Source organism: Methylobacterium cerastii, from assembly GCF_022179125.1.
Taxonomy (GTDB): Bacteria; Pseudomonadota; Alphaproteobacteria; order Rhizobiales; family Beijerinckiaceae; genus Methylobacterium; species Methylobacterium cerastii.
Window position 1 is genome coordinate 18,274 of record NZ_BPQG01000020.1, and the last position, 15,837, is coordinate 34,110.

Genomic DNA, 15,837 nt, shown 5'->3' on the forward strand with positions numbered 1-15,837 from the left:
CGGCTGCAACCTCCCAGCTCCCCGAAGTTCGGCCGTCCGAAGCCAACCGTAGGTGTATCTCGTGATGCGCGGCGTTCTTTCACGCGGGAGCCTTGCGACGCGGCTGCTGCGCCGGGTCCTTCCCGTCCTCGGCGCCGGCCTGCTTGCGGCCGGCGCGACGTCGTCCGCTCCGGGCGGGCGTGACGACGCGCTTCGGCCGGAGACCGCGCTGTCCGACCTGCTCTGGTCGGGCGACCCGGTGGCGGCCCCTCGGATCGATCAGTCGGGCCGCGTCCTCGCGCCGTCGTCCCTGCGCGACCGGGTGGTCGTGCTGTCTTTCGTGAGCACCGACTGCCTGATCACCTGCGTCGCGCGCACGCTCGCCCTCGCCGACCTCACCCGCGACCTGCCCCCGGACGTCCGGGCGCGGACCGTAGTCCTCGCCGCCAGCGTGGCGCCGGATCGGGACGACGTCGCGGCCCTGCGCCGGTTCGCCGAAGGGCTGAGGATCGACGCAGGGAAACTTCGACTCGTCACGGGGACCGCCGCGGCGACGGCCGGCGTGATCGCGGCGCTGCGCTACCCGGCGGATCGATTGCCCGAACCGCCGCCGACCGTCCTGGTCTTCGACCGCCGCGGGCAGATCGCGATGACCTATGGCGGCGACCCCCTCGACGTCCCGCGGCTCCGACGCGACATCGCCGTGCTCCACAGCCTCGAGGACGGCGTCGGGCATCCGCCGCGCCCTGCGGCGTCCGCCGCACCGTAGAGCCGCCCGATCGCCGGATGGGAATTTTAACCACCCCTCGCAACGGCGCGACAACGGTTCCCGGAATATTGGTGTTCCCAGCCGCTCGATCCGCATTCGAACGTGGTCGTCGAGGTGGAAGACTGCGGTCCGACACCGATGACGACCGCCGGCGGGTGTTCCATCGACGTCGAAAAAGGGGAATGCAGGATCATGATACCGAAATCTTCCCGGCCGCGTCCGCGAGCCGGACGCGCCCTCGCGCGGTCGCTCATGTCGGCGACGATGCTGGCCGGGATGGCCGGCCTGTCCGCCGAGGCGGCCAAGTTTCCCGTCGTCGTGACTCAGGTGCAGGACCCGTTCGGCACGCCGACCGCGATTCCCGACACGGCACCGGCTCAAGGCATGTGGCGCGGCGTCTTCGCTTGGCCCCTGAACGCGATCAGCATGGGCCTGTTGCCCTCCGGCAAGCTCGTCTCGTTCGGGTCGCCGCCCGACGACGCCGCCGTCCAGAGCGGGCGCTATTACGACATCTGGGACCCTTCCAAGGGCTTCGACCCGAGCGGGCACACGATCCTTCCGGCCGTCGCGAACGTGAACAGCTTCTGTTCGACCATGGCCTTCCAGGCGGACGGCTCGCTGATGGCCGCGGGCGGCATCTTCGAGGCCGGCGTCGACAAGGGGGCCGCCGTCGTCAACGGGCTGGGCACCGGCGTCTCGCCGCTCGGGGCGCAGATGGCCGCGGACCGCTACTACTCCACGATGCTCAGCCTGCCCGACGGTCGCCAACTCATCATGGGCGGCTCATACCCGTACAACGGCGGCTGGGCTGATCCCCAGGGCAGCATCAACAAGGGCTTCATGAGCGGGATGACCCCGGAGGTCTACGACGGCACGCGCTGGAGCAGCCTGTTCGGCGCCAACAGCCGCGACGCGTTCGGACCCGAGAACAATCGTTGGTGGTATCCGCGTGCCTGGATCGCGCCGAACGGCAAGGTGTTCGGCGTCAGCGCCGAGAAGATGTGGTACCTCGATCCGACCGGAAACGGCTCGATCGCGGTGACGCCGTTCAAGGAGCCGCAGCGGAGCGCCAATACGGCGGCCGACGCCCCGAACGTCGGACCGAGCTCGACGGCCGTGATGTACGACACCGGCCGGATCCTCCAGCTCGGCGGCAACAGCTACGACAACAGCAGCGGCTTCCTCGCCAGCAGCCGCGCCACGCTGGTCGACATCACCGGAGGCAACCCTGTCCTCACGGAGACGGCGCCGACCAAGATCGGTCGCTCCTGGGCGAACGCGACGGTGCTGCCGACCGGCCTCGTGGCGGTCACCGGCGGCAGCCTGTGGGACGACCAAGCCGACGGCAACGCGGTGCTGCCGATGGAGATGTGGGACCCGAAGACCGGGGCGTGGACCCTCGGCCCGGCGGCCTCGATCTATCGCGGCTATCACTCGACCGCGCTGCTGATGCAGAACGGTACGGTCCTCACCAGCGGCGGCGGGGCGCCCGGTCCCGTGAACAACAAGAACGCCGAGGTCTACTACCCGCCCTACCTGTTCACCAGCGTCAACGGCAAGGCGGCGCTGGCACCGCGCCCGCAGATCCTCAGCCTGACGACGAACCGCCTGAACTACGGCCAGTGGATGCAGGTCGAGGTGACCGCGCAGGCCGGCGTCTCGCAGGTCGTGCTGCTCGGCCTCGGCCTCGTCACGCACAGCTTCAACGCGACGCAGCGGCGCATGGTGCTCAACGCAGGGGTGAGCTCTGACGGCACGGTGGCGGTCCAGGCGCCGGCCTCGGCCAACGTCGCGCCCCCCGGCTACTACCAGTTGGTCATGATCGACCAGAAAGGCGTGCCGTCGCCCGGAATCATCGTCGCGATCGGCCCGAACACGGCGGCCCCGCCGCTGGCGAGTGCGCCGACCCCGGCCGTGATCGCCGTCGCGAGCAACGCCGGCGGAACCACGGGCGGCGCGTCAGGCGGCGCGGCCGGCACCGGCGGTACGACGGGTGGGACCGGAACCGCCACCGGCGGCACGGGCACCGGCGGTACGGCTACGGGCGTGACGCCGACGGCGGCGATCAGCCTCGAATCCGCGAGCAAGCCCGGCACCTACGTCCGGCGCGTGTTCGGCGAGTTGATGGCGTCGGCGCCGGCGACCAACGCGACCGATCGCCAGGAGGCGAGCTTCAAGCTCGTCCCGGGCCTGAGCGGCAAGGGATCGAGCTTCCAGATGACCCGCGAGACCACCCGATATCTTAGGCACGCCGGCTTCGCGCTCTACAGCAATCCCGTGATGTCCATCGGGACGAGCCCGGACGCGAGCTTCACCCGCCGCACCGCGCTCGCGCAGACCTGCGGCTGCAACAGCGGGCCTTGCGTGTCCTACGAGTCGGTCAACTTCCCGAACTACTTCGTCAAGGTTCGGCCCGACACCACGCTCGGGATCGATGGTTTCGTCGAAACGCAGGACTACCGCCAGCAGGCTTCGTTCTGCGAGCGGCCGTCGCTCGACACCACCCTGACGCCGACCCCGGCGCCGACCGCGAGCACCAACACGACCCTGCTCAAGGCCGCCCATTCCGGGATGTGCCTCGCGGTGCCGGCCGGCAACACCAACGACGGGGCGCCCGTGACCCAGCAGGTCTGCACCGGCGGCGCCGAGCAGCAGTGGAAGTTCACGGCCGTCGCCGGCGGCTATACGGTGACGAACGCCTCCACCGGCCGCTGCCTCGATGTCTGGGGCGTCTCGCAGGCTGTCGGTGCGCAGGCCTGGCAGTGGAGCTGCACCGGTGGGCCCAACCAAGTCTGGGCGACCAAGGCCCAGGGGAACGGCGTCGCGCTGGTCGCGAAGCATTCGAACCAGTGCCTCGACGTCGGCGGCGCGTCGACGGCGAGAGGAGCCGGAGCCATCCAGTGGGCCTGCCACGGCGGCCTGAACCAGACCTTCGTCGGCCCGCAATCGGGCTGGTAGGGCGCAAGACATGCTGCTTCCCGCGTGGAAGCGGCATGCTGGATCCGAGCGATGTAACGCTCCGGTTTCCCGCAAGCCGTACGTTGCGGGTCCGCGGCGGCGCAGCGAACGGGGATGTGACGGGCGTCGTCGCGTTCACGGGTTGCGGTCGTTGCGGCGCAGGCTCGCGGGCGAGGCGAAGATCAGCAGCCCGGCCGCGACCAGGCAGAGGACGCCGATGCCGTAGAGCGCGAGCGTCGTCGAGCCGGTGAGATCCTTCACCCAGCCGACCGCCACGGGGCTGACGATGCCGCCGAACTGGCCCAGCGTGTTGATCAGCGCGATGCCGCCGGCGGCGCCGACGCCGGTGACGAGCTTGGCCGGAAGCGTCCAGAAGGTCGGGATCGAGGCGACGATGCCGGCCCCGACGAGCGCCAGCGCGATCATCAGCGGCACGATCTGCTTGTCGAACAGCCCGGCGGCGAAGAAGCCGACGGCCGCCGCGACCGCGAGGCCCGCCACGAATTTCGGCCGGTCGCCGGAGGCGTCGGAGAGGCGCCCGACGACCATGCTGATCGCGCCGCAGATGTAGGGGATCGCCGTGAGGAAGCCGACCGAGGCCGCGGTGCCGCCGGTGGCGGTCTTGATCAGGTCCGGCCCCCAGAAGTTCAGGCCGTACGAGCCGACCTGGAGCAGGAAGTACACGAGCGCGATCAGCAGGAAGCCCGGCTGCTTGATCGCCCCCCAGAGCGAATGGTCGCCGATGTCGCGATTGTGGTGGGCGATCTTGGAGGCGAGCAGGTCCTTCTCCGGCTGCGTCAGCCAGCGCGCATCCGAGATCCGGTCGTCCAGGCGCAGGAACACCAGCACGCCGAGCACGAGGCAGGGCAGGCCGCCGGCCAGGAACAGCCACTGCCAGCCGGCAAGACCCATCGTGCCGTTGAGGCCGCCGAGGATCAGGCCCGCCACCGGTGCCCCGAAGATGCCGGAGAAGGCCGAGGCCACGAACAGGAACGAGGTGACACGCCCGCGGAACGAGGCCGGGAACCACAGGGTCAGGTAGTACAGGATGCCCGGGGCGAAGCCGGCCTCCATCGCGCCGATGATGAAGCGCAGCACGTAGAAGTGCCACTCGGTGGAAATGAACACCATCAGCGCGGTGGCGATGCCCCACGAGATCATGATCCGGGCGATCCAGCGCCGTGCGCCGACCTTGTACAGCAGCAGGTTCGAGGGCACCTCGAAGATCACGTAGCCGACGACGAACATGCTCGCCCCGAGCCCGTAGGCGACGTTGCTGAAGCCGAGGTCGCTCTGCAGCTGGAACTTGGCGAAGCTGATGTTGATCCGGTCGAAGAACGCGAACATGTAGCAGACCATGATCAGCGGCATCAGCCGCCACGCGGCCTTGCGGACGATGCCGCCCTCGGTGATCTGGTCGGCACCCGCGAGCGGGCCGGTCGTGGCGGCGGTCATGGTTTCCTCCTGGAACGGGCGGCATGCGCGACCCCGCCGGCCGGTCTTGAAGACCGAAGGCAGGATGCGCGCGAACGCGGCGGCGCCGCCTTCTGCGGGGGCTATCCGACACGGATCGAGGTTTCGGGCGGCTCGCGCCGCCGGGTTGCAGCTTCCGCGGCTCACGCCGCCTCGTCGCGGTGTTTGCGGCTCAAGCCGCCTGGGGAACCGGGTGCAGGTCGCCGGGGCGGCCGGCCTTGGCGACCTGGCCGGGCACGTCGTGGCCGACGAGGCGCGGCAGGTCGCGGGAGAGGCCGATCAGCGCGTCGAGGTCGAGGCCGGTGGCGATGCCCATCTCGTGGGCCATGCTGACGAGGTCCTCGGTGCAGATGTTCCCGGTGGCGCCGGGCGCGAACGGACAGCCGCCGAGGCCGCCGAGCGCCGCGTCGAACCGGCGCGCGCCGGCGCCGTAGGCCGCGAGCACGTTGGCGAGGCCAAGGCCGCGGGTGTTGTGGAAGTGCAGGGTCAGCCTTTCCGCCGGCACGATCGCCAGCGCGCGGGCGACGAGGCGTTCCACTTGCCGCGGGTTGGCCATGCCGGTGGTGTCGGCGAGCGTGACGCCGCCGATCCCGAGGGCGAGGTAGCGCTCGACCTGGGCGATCACTTTGTCGGTCGGCTGGTCGCCCTCGAACGGGCAGCCGAAGGCGGTGGCCACCGTGGCGTTGGTCGAGACGTGGGCGCCCTTCACCGTCTCCATGATCCGCGCGAACCCCTCGATCGAGGCCTCCGGGGTCATGCCCATGTTGGCGCGGTTGTGGGTCTCGCTCACCGAGGCGACGAGGTTGACCTCGCCGACGCCGGCCGCGAGCGCCCGCTCGGCGCCCTTCGGGTTCGGCACCAGGGCGACGTAGACGGTGCCGGGCCGCCGGCCGATCCCGGCGAAGACTTCAGCCGCGTCGCGAAGCGCCGGCACGGCCTTCGGCGAGACGAAGGACGACACCTCGATCCGCGAGAAGCCTGCGGCCGAGAGCGCGTCGACCAGCGCGACCTTGTCGGCGGTTTCGACGTAGCGGGGCTCGATCTGGAACCCGTCGCGGGTGGCGACCTCCTGGATCAGCATGGCATCGCCCGTCATTGCACGGCTCCCTCGCGGCGCAGGCGCTCGATGGTCTCGGTGTCGCGGCCGAGGTCGGCGAGCACGGAATCGGTGTGGGCGCCGAGCGCCGGCCCCTGCCAGCGCACCGCGCCGGGGGTGCCGGAGAGCTTGGGCACGATGCCGGGCATCTTCACCTTCGTGCCGCCGGGCAGCTCCGCGTCGAGGATCATGTCGCGGGCGGCGTAGTGCGGGTCGGCGACGATGTCGGCCACCGAGTAGATCCGGCCCGCCGGCACGTCCGCCGCGTCGAGCACCGCCAGCGCCTCGTCCACGCTGCGTTCTCGGGTCCAGTCTGCGATCACGCCGTCGAGCATGCCGGCGACCTTCGAGCGGCCGTCGTTGTTGCGCAGCGCCGGGTCGTCGGCGAGGTCCGGCCGGCCGATCGCCGTCATCAGGCGCCGGAAGATCGGGTCCGAGTTGCCGGCGACGACGACGAAGCCGTCGTCCTTGGTCGGATAGGTGTTCGAGGGCGTGATGCCGGGCAGCGCCCCGCCGGTCCGGGTGCGGATTTCGCCCAGCAGGTCGTATTCCGGAACCAGGCTCTCCATCACGTTGAACACGCTCTCCACGAGCGAGACGTCGATGACCTGGCCCTGGCCGCCGGCGGTCTTCACGTGCAGCAGCGCCATCAGCGCGCCGATGACGCCATGGAGCGAGGCCAGCGTGTCGCCGATGCTGACCCCGACGCGGGCGGGTGGGCTTTCCGGGCTTCCGGTGGTGAAGCGGATGCCGCCCATCGACTCGCCGATCGCGCCGAAGCCCGGCCGGTCGCGGTAGGGGCCGGTCTGGCCGTAGCCGGTGATGCGAACCATCACGAGCTTCGGGTTCAGCTCGGAGAGCACGTCCCAGCCGAGGCCCAGCTTCTCCAGTCCGCCGGGCCGGAAGTTCTCGACCACCACGTCGGCGCTGCGCACGAGGTCCTTCACGATGTCGAGCCCATCGGGCGACTTCAGGTTGATCGCGATCGACTTCTTGTTGCGCGACTGCAGGTACCACCAGAGCGACGTGCCTTCGTGCATCTTGCGCCACCGGCGCAGTGGGTCGCCGTCCTTCGGGGCCTCGACCTTGATCACTTCGGCACCGAACTCGCCGAGGATCTTGGTGGCGAACGGCGCCGCGATCAGCTGACCGAGCTCGAGGACCCGGATTCCGTCGAGCGGGCCGTTGGCCGAAGCTTGCACCGGGCCTGGCATCGGCGTTCCCTCCATCGTCTTTGGACCGATCGGTATGGGATCGGCCGCAGGGTGTCCAAACGCGATGCACCAGCCTGCGTTCTCCTAACGCGAACGCAGGTCTTGCCGTTCAGGCGTCCGCGGTCAGCCGCAGGTGGTCGAACAGCATGGCCGCCGCCGGCGATTGCGCGCCCGGCCGGACGACGAGGCTGAGCGTCCGCCGTGCCCACGGGTCGGTGAGCGGCACGGCGACGACGTTCATCTGCGGCCCGAGCAGGGCGTGGACCCGCTCGGGCACGACGCCGAGCCCCATTCCGGCCTGCGCCATCCGGCAGATCGCGTCGAAGCTCGGCACGTGGACGCGCAGGCGCAGCGGCCGCCCGAGGCGCCGGGCCTCGTCGCGGAGCGTGCCGTAGATCGAGCTTTCCCGGTGCATGCCGACATGGTCGTAGTCGAGGGTGTCGGCGAAGGCGAGGGCGTCTCGGCCGGCCAGGGGATGGCCGGCGGGCACGACGAGGACGAGGCGGTCGCCGCGATACGGATAGGCCTTGAGCGAGCGCGGATCGGTGCGGCCGGCGCAGATGCCGAGGTCGGCGGCGCCTTCCTCGACGCCGGCGACCACGCCGCCGCTCGGGCGCTCCTCCAGGTCGACGCCGATGCCGGCCTGGGCGGCCAGGAAGGCCTGCAGGTCCTCCGGCAGGAACTGCACGATCGCCGAGAGGTTCGCCAGCACGCGGACGAAGCCGCGCAGGCCGCTGGCGTGCTCGGCGAGTTCGAGGGCGATCTGCTCGGCCGACCCGAGCATCCGGCGGGTGTGGTGCAGCAGCGTCTCGCCGGCCGGCGTCGGGCGCATGCCCCTAGGCTCGCGGGTGAGCAGCGTGCAGCACAGCGCCCGCTCCAGCTCGGCGAGGCGCTTGCTGACGGCCGACGGCGCGATCGCGGCCCGCCGCGCCGCGCCGTTGAGCGTGCCCTCCTCGCAGATCGCTGCGAACAGGCGCAGCGTCTTCAAGTCGAGGCGGTTCAGGATGAACGGGGTCGGCGTTCCCTCCGACATGGTCCCCGCTCTCCCGCCGCTCCGGGAATCAGCCCGGGATGATGCGCTCGTCGAGCTTGCGGTCCACGATCTCGACCGTGCGGTCGATCTCGGCCTCGGGCATGTCGAGCTGGTGCGAGATCAGCTTGAGCAGCAGGTCGACGCGCTCGATGTACGGCGCGCCGCTCTCCACCGCGCGGGCGGCCGAGGACGGCTTCAGGAGGCCCTCGGCCGCCTTGGCGTACTTCTCGAACGGCACCTGGTCGGCGGGGTCGGCACCGAGGCGGCGGGCCAGCGCGTCGACATGCTCGTAGATCGCGCGCGAGCGATCGAGGTCGCCGTGCACCGCATCGCGGATCGAGCGCGGGGCCTCGGGGGTGATGCAGCGATAGTTGCCGGTGAGCAGCATGGACCACTTCGCCAGCGGCACGAACAGCGAATCGAACACCTTCAGCTTCACGGGGACGTCGTGCCCGTCGACCCGCACCGCGTCGATGCCCGCTTCCAGCTCCCGGAGCAGTTTGTTGTGCTCGGGGTCGGCGAAGGTCGCCGCCTTGAAGTTCGTCGGCAGCCCGACATGGAGGACGTTGGCGGGCTCGTCCGGCGGGCGGAACGCCTGCGGATCGGGCGAGCACAGCGACATCAGGCCCGGCTCGAAGCGGTCCCAGACGCCGGCATTGGTGTAGGCCTCGCGCAGGTCCATCTTCGCCAGCGCCGGAATCCGCTCGAGATAGGGCAGCGGCGGCATGTTCATGATCGACAGGCACGGCAGCTTGGCCGCGGCGATCTTGATCATCAGCACACGGATCGTGTGGTTGTTGTACTGCGGCTCCTGCATCGCCAAGCCGACGAGGTCGTAGCGCGACACGTCGACGTCTTCGGGCGGCATCGCGTCGACCTTGCCCGGCAGGTCGCGCGAGTGGAACGCCCGGTGCGTGGCCTCGTCGCGCAGCTTGATGCGCACCTCGGTGCCCTGGCTGTTGATGAGATCCGCGGTCTTCCGACGACAGACGAGCGTCACGTCGTGACCGGCCATCAACAGCTTCGTCGCAAGCAGCGAGCCGTAAGATGCCCCGAGGATCAAGATTCGGCGCGGCATGATTTCATCCCTGAGAGTTAGGTTATTGTTTTTGCGTCGGACGATCATCCGGCGTGTATCTGGTATACCCAGTCGTCCGGCTCGCACGCAAGCCACGCTTGGCTTGACGCGCAACGCGATCCACGGCGCCGACGTGGCGGCAGCGCTCTCGTTCAGCGCGACTTATCGGGTCGGCGCCGGGTCGGCGGCGTCATCGCCCCGGCGCAGGGTGATGCGCGTCAGCTCGGAGGGGCGCCCGAGCCTCAGGGCGAAGCCAGGCCAGAGCCCGGTGCCGTTGTTGACGTAGAGAATCATGCCCCCGACCGCGTAGCGGCCCGAGACGAAGCCGCCGTTGGCGCGGGCGAACAGCCGGTCGAACCCTGCGATCATTCCGCCATGGGTATGGCCGGAGAGCTGCAGCGCGACGCCGCGCGCGGCCGCCGCCCGCGCGCCCTTGGGCTGATGGTCGAGGAGGATGATCGGCGCGCCCGGAGGCGCGCCCGCGAGCGCGGCGTCGAGATCGGGTCCCGGGTGGCCGGTCTGCGGCGCCGAACGGTCTGTGACGCCCGCGAGCACCAGGGCGGCGTCGCCGCGCCGCAGCACCGTGTGCCGGTTCGCGAGCACCCGCATGCCGAGCTCGGCATCGTGCCGCATCCAGGCGGGGTAGTCGAAGAAGTACTCGTGGTTGCCGGGCACGATCCAGACGCCGTCCGGCGCGCCGAGCCGGGCGAGCGGCGCCACGTCGGCGCGACGCGAGGCCAGCGCGCCGTCGATCAGGTCGCCGGTGATCACGACGAGGTCCACGCCGAGGCGGTTGGAGCGCGCGACCACCTGTTCGGTCCAGGGGGCCGGGAAGAGCCGGCTGATGTGGAGGTCGGTCAGCTGCAGAAGCGTGTAGCCGTCGAAGGCGTCGGGGAGGTTCGCGATCCGCACTTCGACGTCCAGGAGCGGCGGCAGCCGTACCGCCTGCCGCACCGCCAACGCCGACAGCAGCAGCGCGAGCGCAGCCGCCCCGTCGCGGCAGGCAGCGGGGATCGCCCAGCCGCCGAACGGCCACGCGACCAGCGCAGCGGCGTCGAGCGCCATCTGCATCCCAGCGAGCAGCAGGATGGCGCCGAAGGCTCCGTTGAACAGCACCACCAGCCAACGCGGGAACTCGGGCGCGAACACCGAGCCGGAGGAGAGGCGGCACCACAGGTGGTACTGCGAGGCGACGAGCAGCAGCACCGCCACGGCGGCCTTCGCCGCGGGCGGCCCCGGCAGCGGCCAGAGCACCCGCGTGACGACGTACAGGCAGGGGAGGCTGAAGATCAGATGGAACATAGCCGTCCGGCTACGCCGAAAGCCGGCACCGGGGCCAGGGCCTTCGCATTCGGGCGCCAGCGCGCGGCGCCTCGCGAGGCGCCGCCGACAGGGGCGTCAGGCTGCGGTCAATCGCGGAATCGCGGAGCGGAGCCTGGAATATCCGCGGTTCGAGAGCGGCCAGGCCGCCTCGTCCCAGGGTCGGCGCAGCCGCAAGACCGCTTCGGGCAGCACTGCCGCCGACGGGCCGACGGGCGCCCAGGCGGTGACGACGGGAAGCGCCCCGGCCCAGGCGCCAGTCGCCGGTCCCGCCGAGCAGTCGAAACGGGCCGCCGCCCGGTCCAGCGCATCGCGCATCGCGGCGGCGTCCGCCGCCCGGACGGCCTCGGACGCCCCCTCGGCATGCGCGATCAGCCCTCCGACCCGCACCACGCGCGCCGCGCCCAGCGGCAGGCTCTCCGGGTGCAGGTCGTCGAGGTGCAGGAGCAGGGCGACGTCGCCCGAGGGCGCGGCGTCGGCGGCCGGCAGGGCGACCTCGCGCGGCGGCATCGGCTCGTCGAGGGCGTCCGGATACTCGTCGAGGTTTCGAGGGTCGAAGCGATCCTCCGTGTAGCGCCGGATGTTCTCGGCACGCGCCACGTAGTGCTTGCCCCGCGTGTGCAGGCCCGCCACCCAGCGCCAGGACAGGGTGTTGCTCGCCGGGTCGCCGTCGAGGAGGTGGCGCAGGAAGAAGTCCGCGCCGAGCGCCCAAGGCAGGCGCAGGGTGAAGATCCAGATCGAGGCGAACCACATCCGGGCATGGTTGTGCAGCCAGCCGGTCTCGACGAGTTGCTGCGCCCAGTCGTCGAAGCCGTCGATGCCGGTCCGGCCCGCGATCGCGGCCTCGAAGGTCCGGCGTAGGCCGGGCTCGGCCGCAAGCCGCCCCCGGTCGGCCGCGGCAAGCGCCAGGAAGTCCGTCCAGGCTGCTGGATGGGTCTCGAGATGGCCCTTGAAGTAGGTCCGCCAGAAGACCTCCGACACGAACTTCTCCGCGCCGCCATCGCCGAAGGCGGCTTCGGCGGCGGCCACGACCTCCGCTTCCGTCACGAGGCGCCGGCGCAGGTAGGGCGAGAGCGCCGAGGTGGTCGGCCGCGCGTCCGGCCCACGGTCGGTGTTGCGGGCGGCGGCGTAATCCGCCCCTGCCTCCGCGAGGAAGGCCGAGAGGCGGTCGAGCCCGGCGGCGCGAGTCATCGGAAAGGTGAGGGGAAAGCTTCGATCCATGCCGTCGAGCTAGCGCGGCGCGAGAGGGCATGGATGCGACCGATTTCCCTGAAAACCCCCGGTGCCGGGATCGGTCCGGCTCCGGGGGGGATTGCGCTCAGGCCGCCTCGGGCAGCCGGTCGAGGAACTTGTCCAGGGTCAGCGGATAGTCGCGGACGCGGATGCCGGTGGCGTTGTAGACGGCGTTCGCCACCGCCGCCCCGACGCCGCAGATCCCGAGCTCGCCGACGCCCTTGGCCTTCATCGGCGAGGACATCGGATCGACCTCGTCGAGGAAGATCACCTCCTGGTGCGGGATGTCGGCGTGCACCGGCACCTCGTAGCCCGCGAGGTCGTGGTTGGCGAAGAAGCCGCGCTTGGTGTCGACCGCAAGCTCCTCCATCAGCGCCGCGCCCGTCCCCATCACCATGCCGCCGATGACCTGGCTGCGAGCCGACTTCGGGTTGAGGATGCGCCCGGCCGCGCATACGGCCAGCATCCGGCGGACGCGGATCTCGGCGGTGTCGGCGTCGACGCCGACCTCGACGAAGTGGGCGCCGAAGGTCGATTGCTGCTGCTTCTTGGACAGGTCGCCGAACTCGATCGTGTCCTCGGCCGACAGCGCGCCCTGGGCGGCCGCCTCGCCGAGCGGCACGGCGCGGTTGCCCGCCCGCACTTGCCCGTCGGCGAACACGGCGTCTTCGGAGTTGATGCCGAGCCGCTGCGCCACCGCCTCGCGCAGCTTCACGCAGGCCGCGTAGACGCCCGCCGTCGACGAGTTGGCGCCGAACTGCCCGCCGGACCCCGAGGAGACCGGGAAGGCGGAATCGCCGAGGCGCACCACGACCCGGTCGAGGGTCACGCCCATCATCTCGGCGGCCGTCTGGGCGATGATGGTGTAGCTGCCGGTGCCGATGTCGGTCATGTCGGTCTCGACCGTCACCGTGCCGTCGCCGTCCAGGCGCACCCGGGCGCCGGACTTCAGGACCATGTTGTTTCGGAAGGCCGCCGCCATCCCGTGGCCGACGAGCCATTGGCCGTCGCGGACCTGGCCGGGGCGCGGGTTGCGCTTGGCCCATCCGAAGGTTTCCGCCCCGAGCCGCAGGCAGCCGACGAGGTCGCGCTTGGAGAACGGCCGCTTCGGGTCCTGCGGGTCGACCTGGGTGTCGTTGCGGATGCGGAACTCGACCGGGTCCATCCCGAGTTTCTCCGCCATCTCGTCCATGGCGACCTCGAGCACCATCAGGCCCGGCGCCTCGCCGGGCGCCCGCATCGCGTTGCCCTCGGGCAGGTCGAGGTGGGCGAGCTTCATCGCGGTCAGGCGGTTGGCGCCGGCGTAGAGCAGCTTGGTCTGGCTCACAGCCGTCTCGGGATCGCCGTCGGGAAGGTTCCCGGACGTGCTCTCGTGGGCGATGGCCGTGATCGTGCCGTCCTTGGTCGCGCCGATGCGCACCCGCTGGATCGTGGCCGGCCGGTGCGTGGTGTTGTTGGCGATGAGGGGACGCGTCAGCGCGACCTTCACCGGCCGCTTCAAGGCCTTCGCCGCGAGGGCGGCGAGCACCGCGTCGGCGCGCACGAACAGCTTGCCGCCGAAGCCGCCCCCGACATAGGGCGAATCGAGGCGGACGTTCTCCTTCGGCACGCCGAGGATCTTGGCCAAGCTGCCGTGGCCCCAGCCGATCATCTGGTTCGAGGTCCAGAGCGTGACCTTGTCGCCGTCCCACGCCGCGATGGTCGCGTGCGGCTCCATCATCGCATGGCTCTCGTCGGCGGTGGTGTAGCGCTCGTCGAGCGTGACCGGCGCCTGCGCGAAGGCCCCCTCGAAGTCGCCGACGCGCTCCTCGCCGTCGCCGCCGCTGCCCTCGCCGCTGTCGCCCGGCACGGGCGGAGCGCCCTTCGCCTCGACGGCGAGGTCGAACTTGCCGGCATCCGGGGTGTAGTCGACCGCGACCAGGAAGGCTGCCGCGCGCGCCTGCTCGAAGGTCTCGGCCACCACCACGGCGACGGCCTGATGGTAGTGCTGGATCTGGTCGCCGCCGAACAGGTAGGCGGCGTTCATCATGCCCCGCTCGAGCCGCGGGGTCTCGAGTGTCGTCACGATCCCGAGCACGCCGGGGGCGCGCTTGGCGTCCTCCGTGTGGATCGCGCGGACGCGGCCCTTGGCGATGCTGGCGCCGAGCACGTAGCCGTAGGCCTGGTTCGCCGCCACGTCGTGGCGCTCGTAGGCGTAGGGCGCCGTGCCGGTGGTCTTGTATTTGCCGTCGATGCGGTCGGTGGGCTTGCCTACCACCTTGAGTTGATCGATGGGGTTCTGGCCGGCTGGCTGATCGAACTTCATGGCTCAGGCCCTGGCTTGGTTGAGCGCGGCGGACAGGGTCCGCTCGGCGAGCTTCAGCTTGTAGGCGTTCTCTTGGGTCGGCTCGGCGTCGGCGAAGACCGCGTCCGTCACCGCCTTCGCCCCGCGCGGCAGGTCGGCCTCGGCCGCCTCCACCCGCCAGGGCTTGTGCGCCACCCCGCCGAACGCGACGTGCCCGGCGCCGTCCTTGCCGAGGATCGCCGCCACCGAGACCAGCGCGTAGGCGTAGGAGGCGCGATCGCGGACCTTGCGGTAGATGTGCGTGCCCGCCACCGGCTTCGGCAACGTCACCGCCGTGATCAGCTCGCCTGAGCGCAGCGTCGTGTCGAGCTCCGGCGCGTCGCCGGGCAGGCGATGGAACTCGGCGATCGGGATCCTGCGCTCGGCGCCCTTCGCATCGATCGTCTCGACGGTGGCGTCGAGGACGCGCATCGCTACCGCCATGTCGCCGGGATGCGTGGCGATGCAGGCGTTGCTCCCGCCGACGACAGCGAGTTGCCGGCTCACCCCGTCGAGGGCCGAGCAGCCCGAGCCGGGCTGGCGTTTGTTGCAGGCCTGGGCCGTGTCGTAGAAGTACGGGCAGCGGGTGCGCTGCAGCAGGTTTCCGGCTGTGGTCGCCTTGTTGCGCAGTTGCCCCGAGGCGCCGGCGAGCAGCGCCCGCGAGAGCACGCCGTAATCCTTTCGGACGCGCGCGTCGGCGGCGAGGTCGGTGTTGCGCACCAGCGCGCCGATGCGCAGTCCGCCGTCCGGCGTCGCCTCGATCCGGTCGAGCCCGAGCCCGTTCACGTCGACGAGGTGGGTCGGCGTCTCGATCTGCAGCTTCATCAGGTCGAGGAGGTTGGTGCCCCCGGCGATGAACTTGGCGTTCGGCGTGGCGGCGACGGCGGCTGCGGCTGCGGCCGCCGTGTCCGGGCGCTCGTAGGTGAAGGACCTCATGCGTGCCTCCGGCCGGTCTCGAGGCCGGCGACTTCGCTCATCGCCTCGACGATGTTGGAATAGGCGCCGCAGCGGCACAGGTTGCCGCTCATGCGCTCGCGGATCTCGGCCTCGGTCACGGTGGTCTGCGCGGTGAGGTCGGCGGTGACGTGGCTCGGGATGCCGGCCTCGATCTCGGCGAGCACCGCGACGCCGGAGCAGATCTGGCCCGGCGTGCAGTAGCCGCACTGGTAGCCGTCGTGGCGGATGAAGGCGGCCTGCATCGGGTGGAGGTTGTCGGGCTGGCCGAGCCCCTCGATGGTGGTGATCTCCGCGCCCTGGTGCATGACCGCCAGCGTCAGGCAGGCGTTGATGCGCCGACCGTCGACGATCATCGTGCAGGCGCCGCACTGGCCGTGGTCGCAGCCCTTCTTCGAGCCGGTGAG

Annotated in this window: 12 protein-coding genes; 2 read left to right on the top strand and 10 right to left on the bottom strand. The window is 70.9% G+C overall.

All coding sequences use genetic code 11. The features are described from left to right. The first annotated feature begins 64 nt into the window (after positions 1–64). Together MFF13_RS07575 and MFF13_RS07580 are read left to right on the top strand one after the other, a co-directional pair. On the top strand, positions 65–748 hold the full coding sequence (locus MFF13_RS07575) for an SCO family protein (protein ID WP_238271735.1): 684 nt from the start codon (positions 65–67) through the stop codon (positions 746–748). 252 nt (positions 749–1,000) lie between these two features. Next, positions 1,001–3,706: an RICIN domain-containing protein gene (locus MFF13_RS07580; RefSeq protein WP_238271737.1), complete on the top strand. Its 2,706-nt coding sequence runs from the start codon at positions 1,001–1,003 to the stop codon at positions 3,704–3,706. 135 nt (positions 3,707–3,841) lie between these two features. On the opposite strand, the gene MFF13_RS07585 is transcribed toward MFF13_RS07580, so the two are convergent. The 10 genes from MFF13_RS07585 to MFF13_RS07630 all read right to left on the bottom strand — a co-directional run. Continuing rightward, entirely contained in the window at positions 3,842–5,161 is a 1,320-nt protein-coding gene (locus MFF13_RS07585) for an MFS transporter (RefSeq protein ID WP_147763168.1), read from the bottom strand. Positions 5,162–5,351: 190 nt separating this feature from the next. Beyond that, on the bottom strand, positions 5,352–6,275 hold the full coding sequence (locus tag MFF13_RS07590; protein WP_147752079.1) for a hydroxymethylglutaryl-CoA lyase: 924 nt from the start codon (positions 6,273–6,275) through the stop codon (positions 5,352–5,354). After that, a complete protein-coding gene (locus tag MFF13_RS07595) occupies positions 6,272–7,489 on the bottom strand; it encodes a CaiB/BaiF CoA transferase family protein (protein WP_238271739.1) in 1,218 nt (405 codons plus the stop codon). Before MFF13_RS07595 ends, MFF13_RS07590 begins: the two co-directional genes overlap by 4 nt. Positions 7,490–7,598: 109 nt before the next feature. Continuing rightward, positions 7,599–8,522 (bottom strand): LysR family transcriptional regulator, encoded by a 924-nt coding sequence (locus MFF13_RS07600; RefSeq protein WP_147763166.1) that lies wholly within the window; start codon positions 8,520–8,522, stop codon positions 7,599–7,601. 28 nt (positions 8,523–8,550) lie between these two features. Beyond that, on the bottom strand, positions 8,551–9,600 hold the full coding sequence (locus tag MFF13_RS07605) for a ketopantoate reductase family protein (RefSeq protein WP_147752076.1): 1,050 nt from the start codon (positions 9,598–9,600) through the stop codon (positions 8,551–8,553). Between the two features lie 162 nt (positions 9,601–9,762). Continuing rightward, positions 9,763–10,902: a metallophosphoesterase gene (locus MFF13_RS07610; protein WP_147752075.1), complete on the bottom strand. Its 1,140-nt coding sequence runs from the start codon at positions 10,900–10,902 to the stop codon at positions 9,763–9,765. Positions 10,903–10,998: 96 nt separating this feature from the next. Then, positions 10,999–12,111, bottom strand: coding sequence for an FAD-binding domain-containing protein (locus MFF13_RS07615; protein ID WP_147752074.1), 1,113 nt, complete (start codon positions 12,109–12,111; stop codon positions 10,999–11,001). A gap of 127 nt (positions 12,112–12,238) precedes the next feature. Further along, positions 12,239–14,458 (bottom strand): aldehyde oxidoreductase molybdenum-binding subunit PaoC, encoded by a 2,220-nt coding sequence (paoC, locus tag MFF13_RS07620; protein WP_147752073.1) that lies wholly within the window; start codon positions 14,456–14,458, stop codon positions 12,239–12,241. 3 nt (positions 14,459–14,461) lie between these two features. Next, positions 14,462–15,412: an FAD binding domain-containing protein gene (locus MFF13_RS07625; protein WP_147752072.1), complete on the bottom strand. Its 951-nt coding sequence runs from the start codon at positions 15,410–15,412 to the stop codon at positions 14,462–14,464. After that, the coding region (locus MFF13_RS07630) for a 2Fe-2S iron-sulfur cluster-binding protein (RefSeq protein ID WP_238271741.1) at positions 15,409–15,837 on the bottom strand (429 nt) is incomplete at its 5' end. The genes MFF13_RS07625 and MFF13_RS07630, both read right to left, overlap by 4 nt.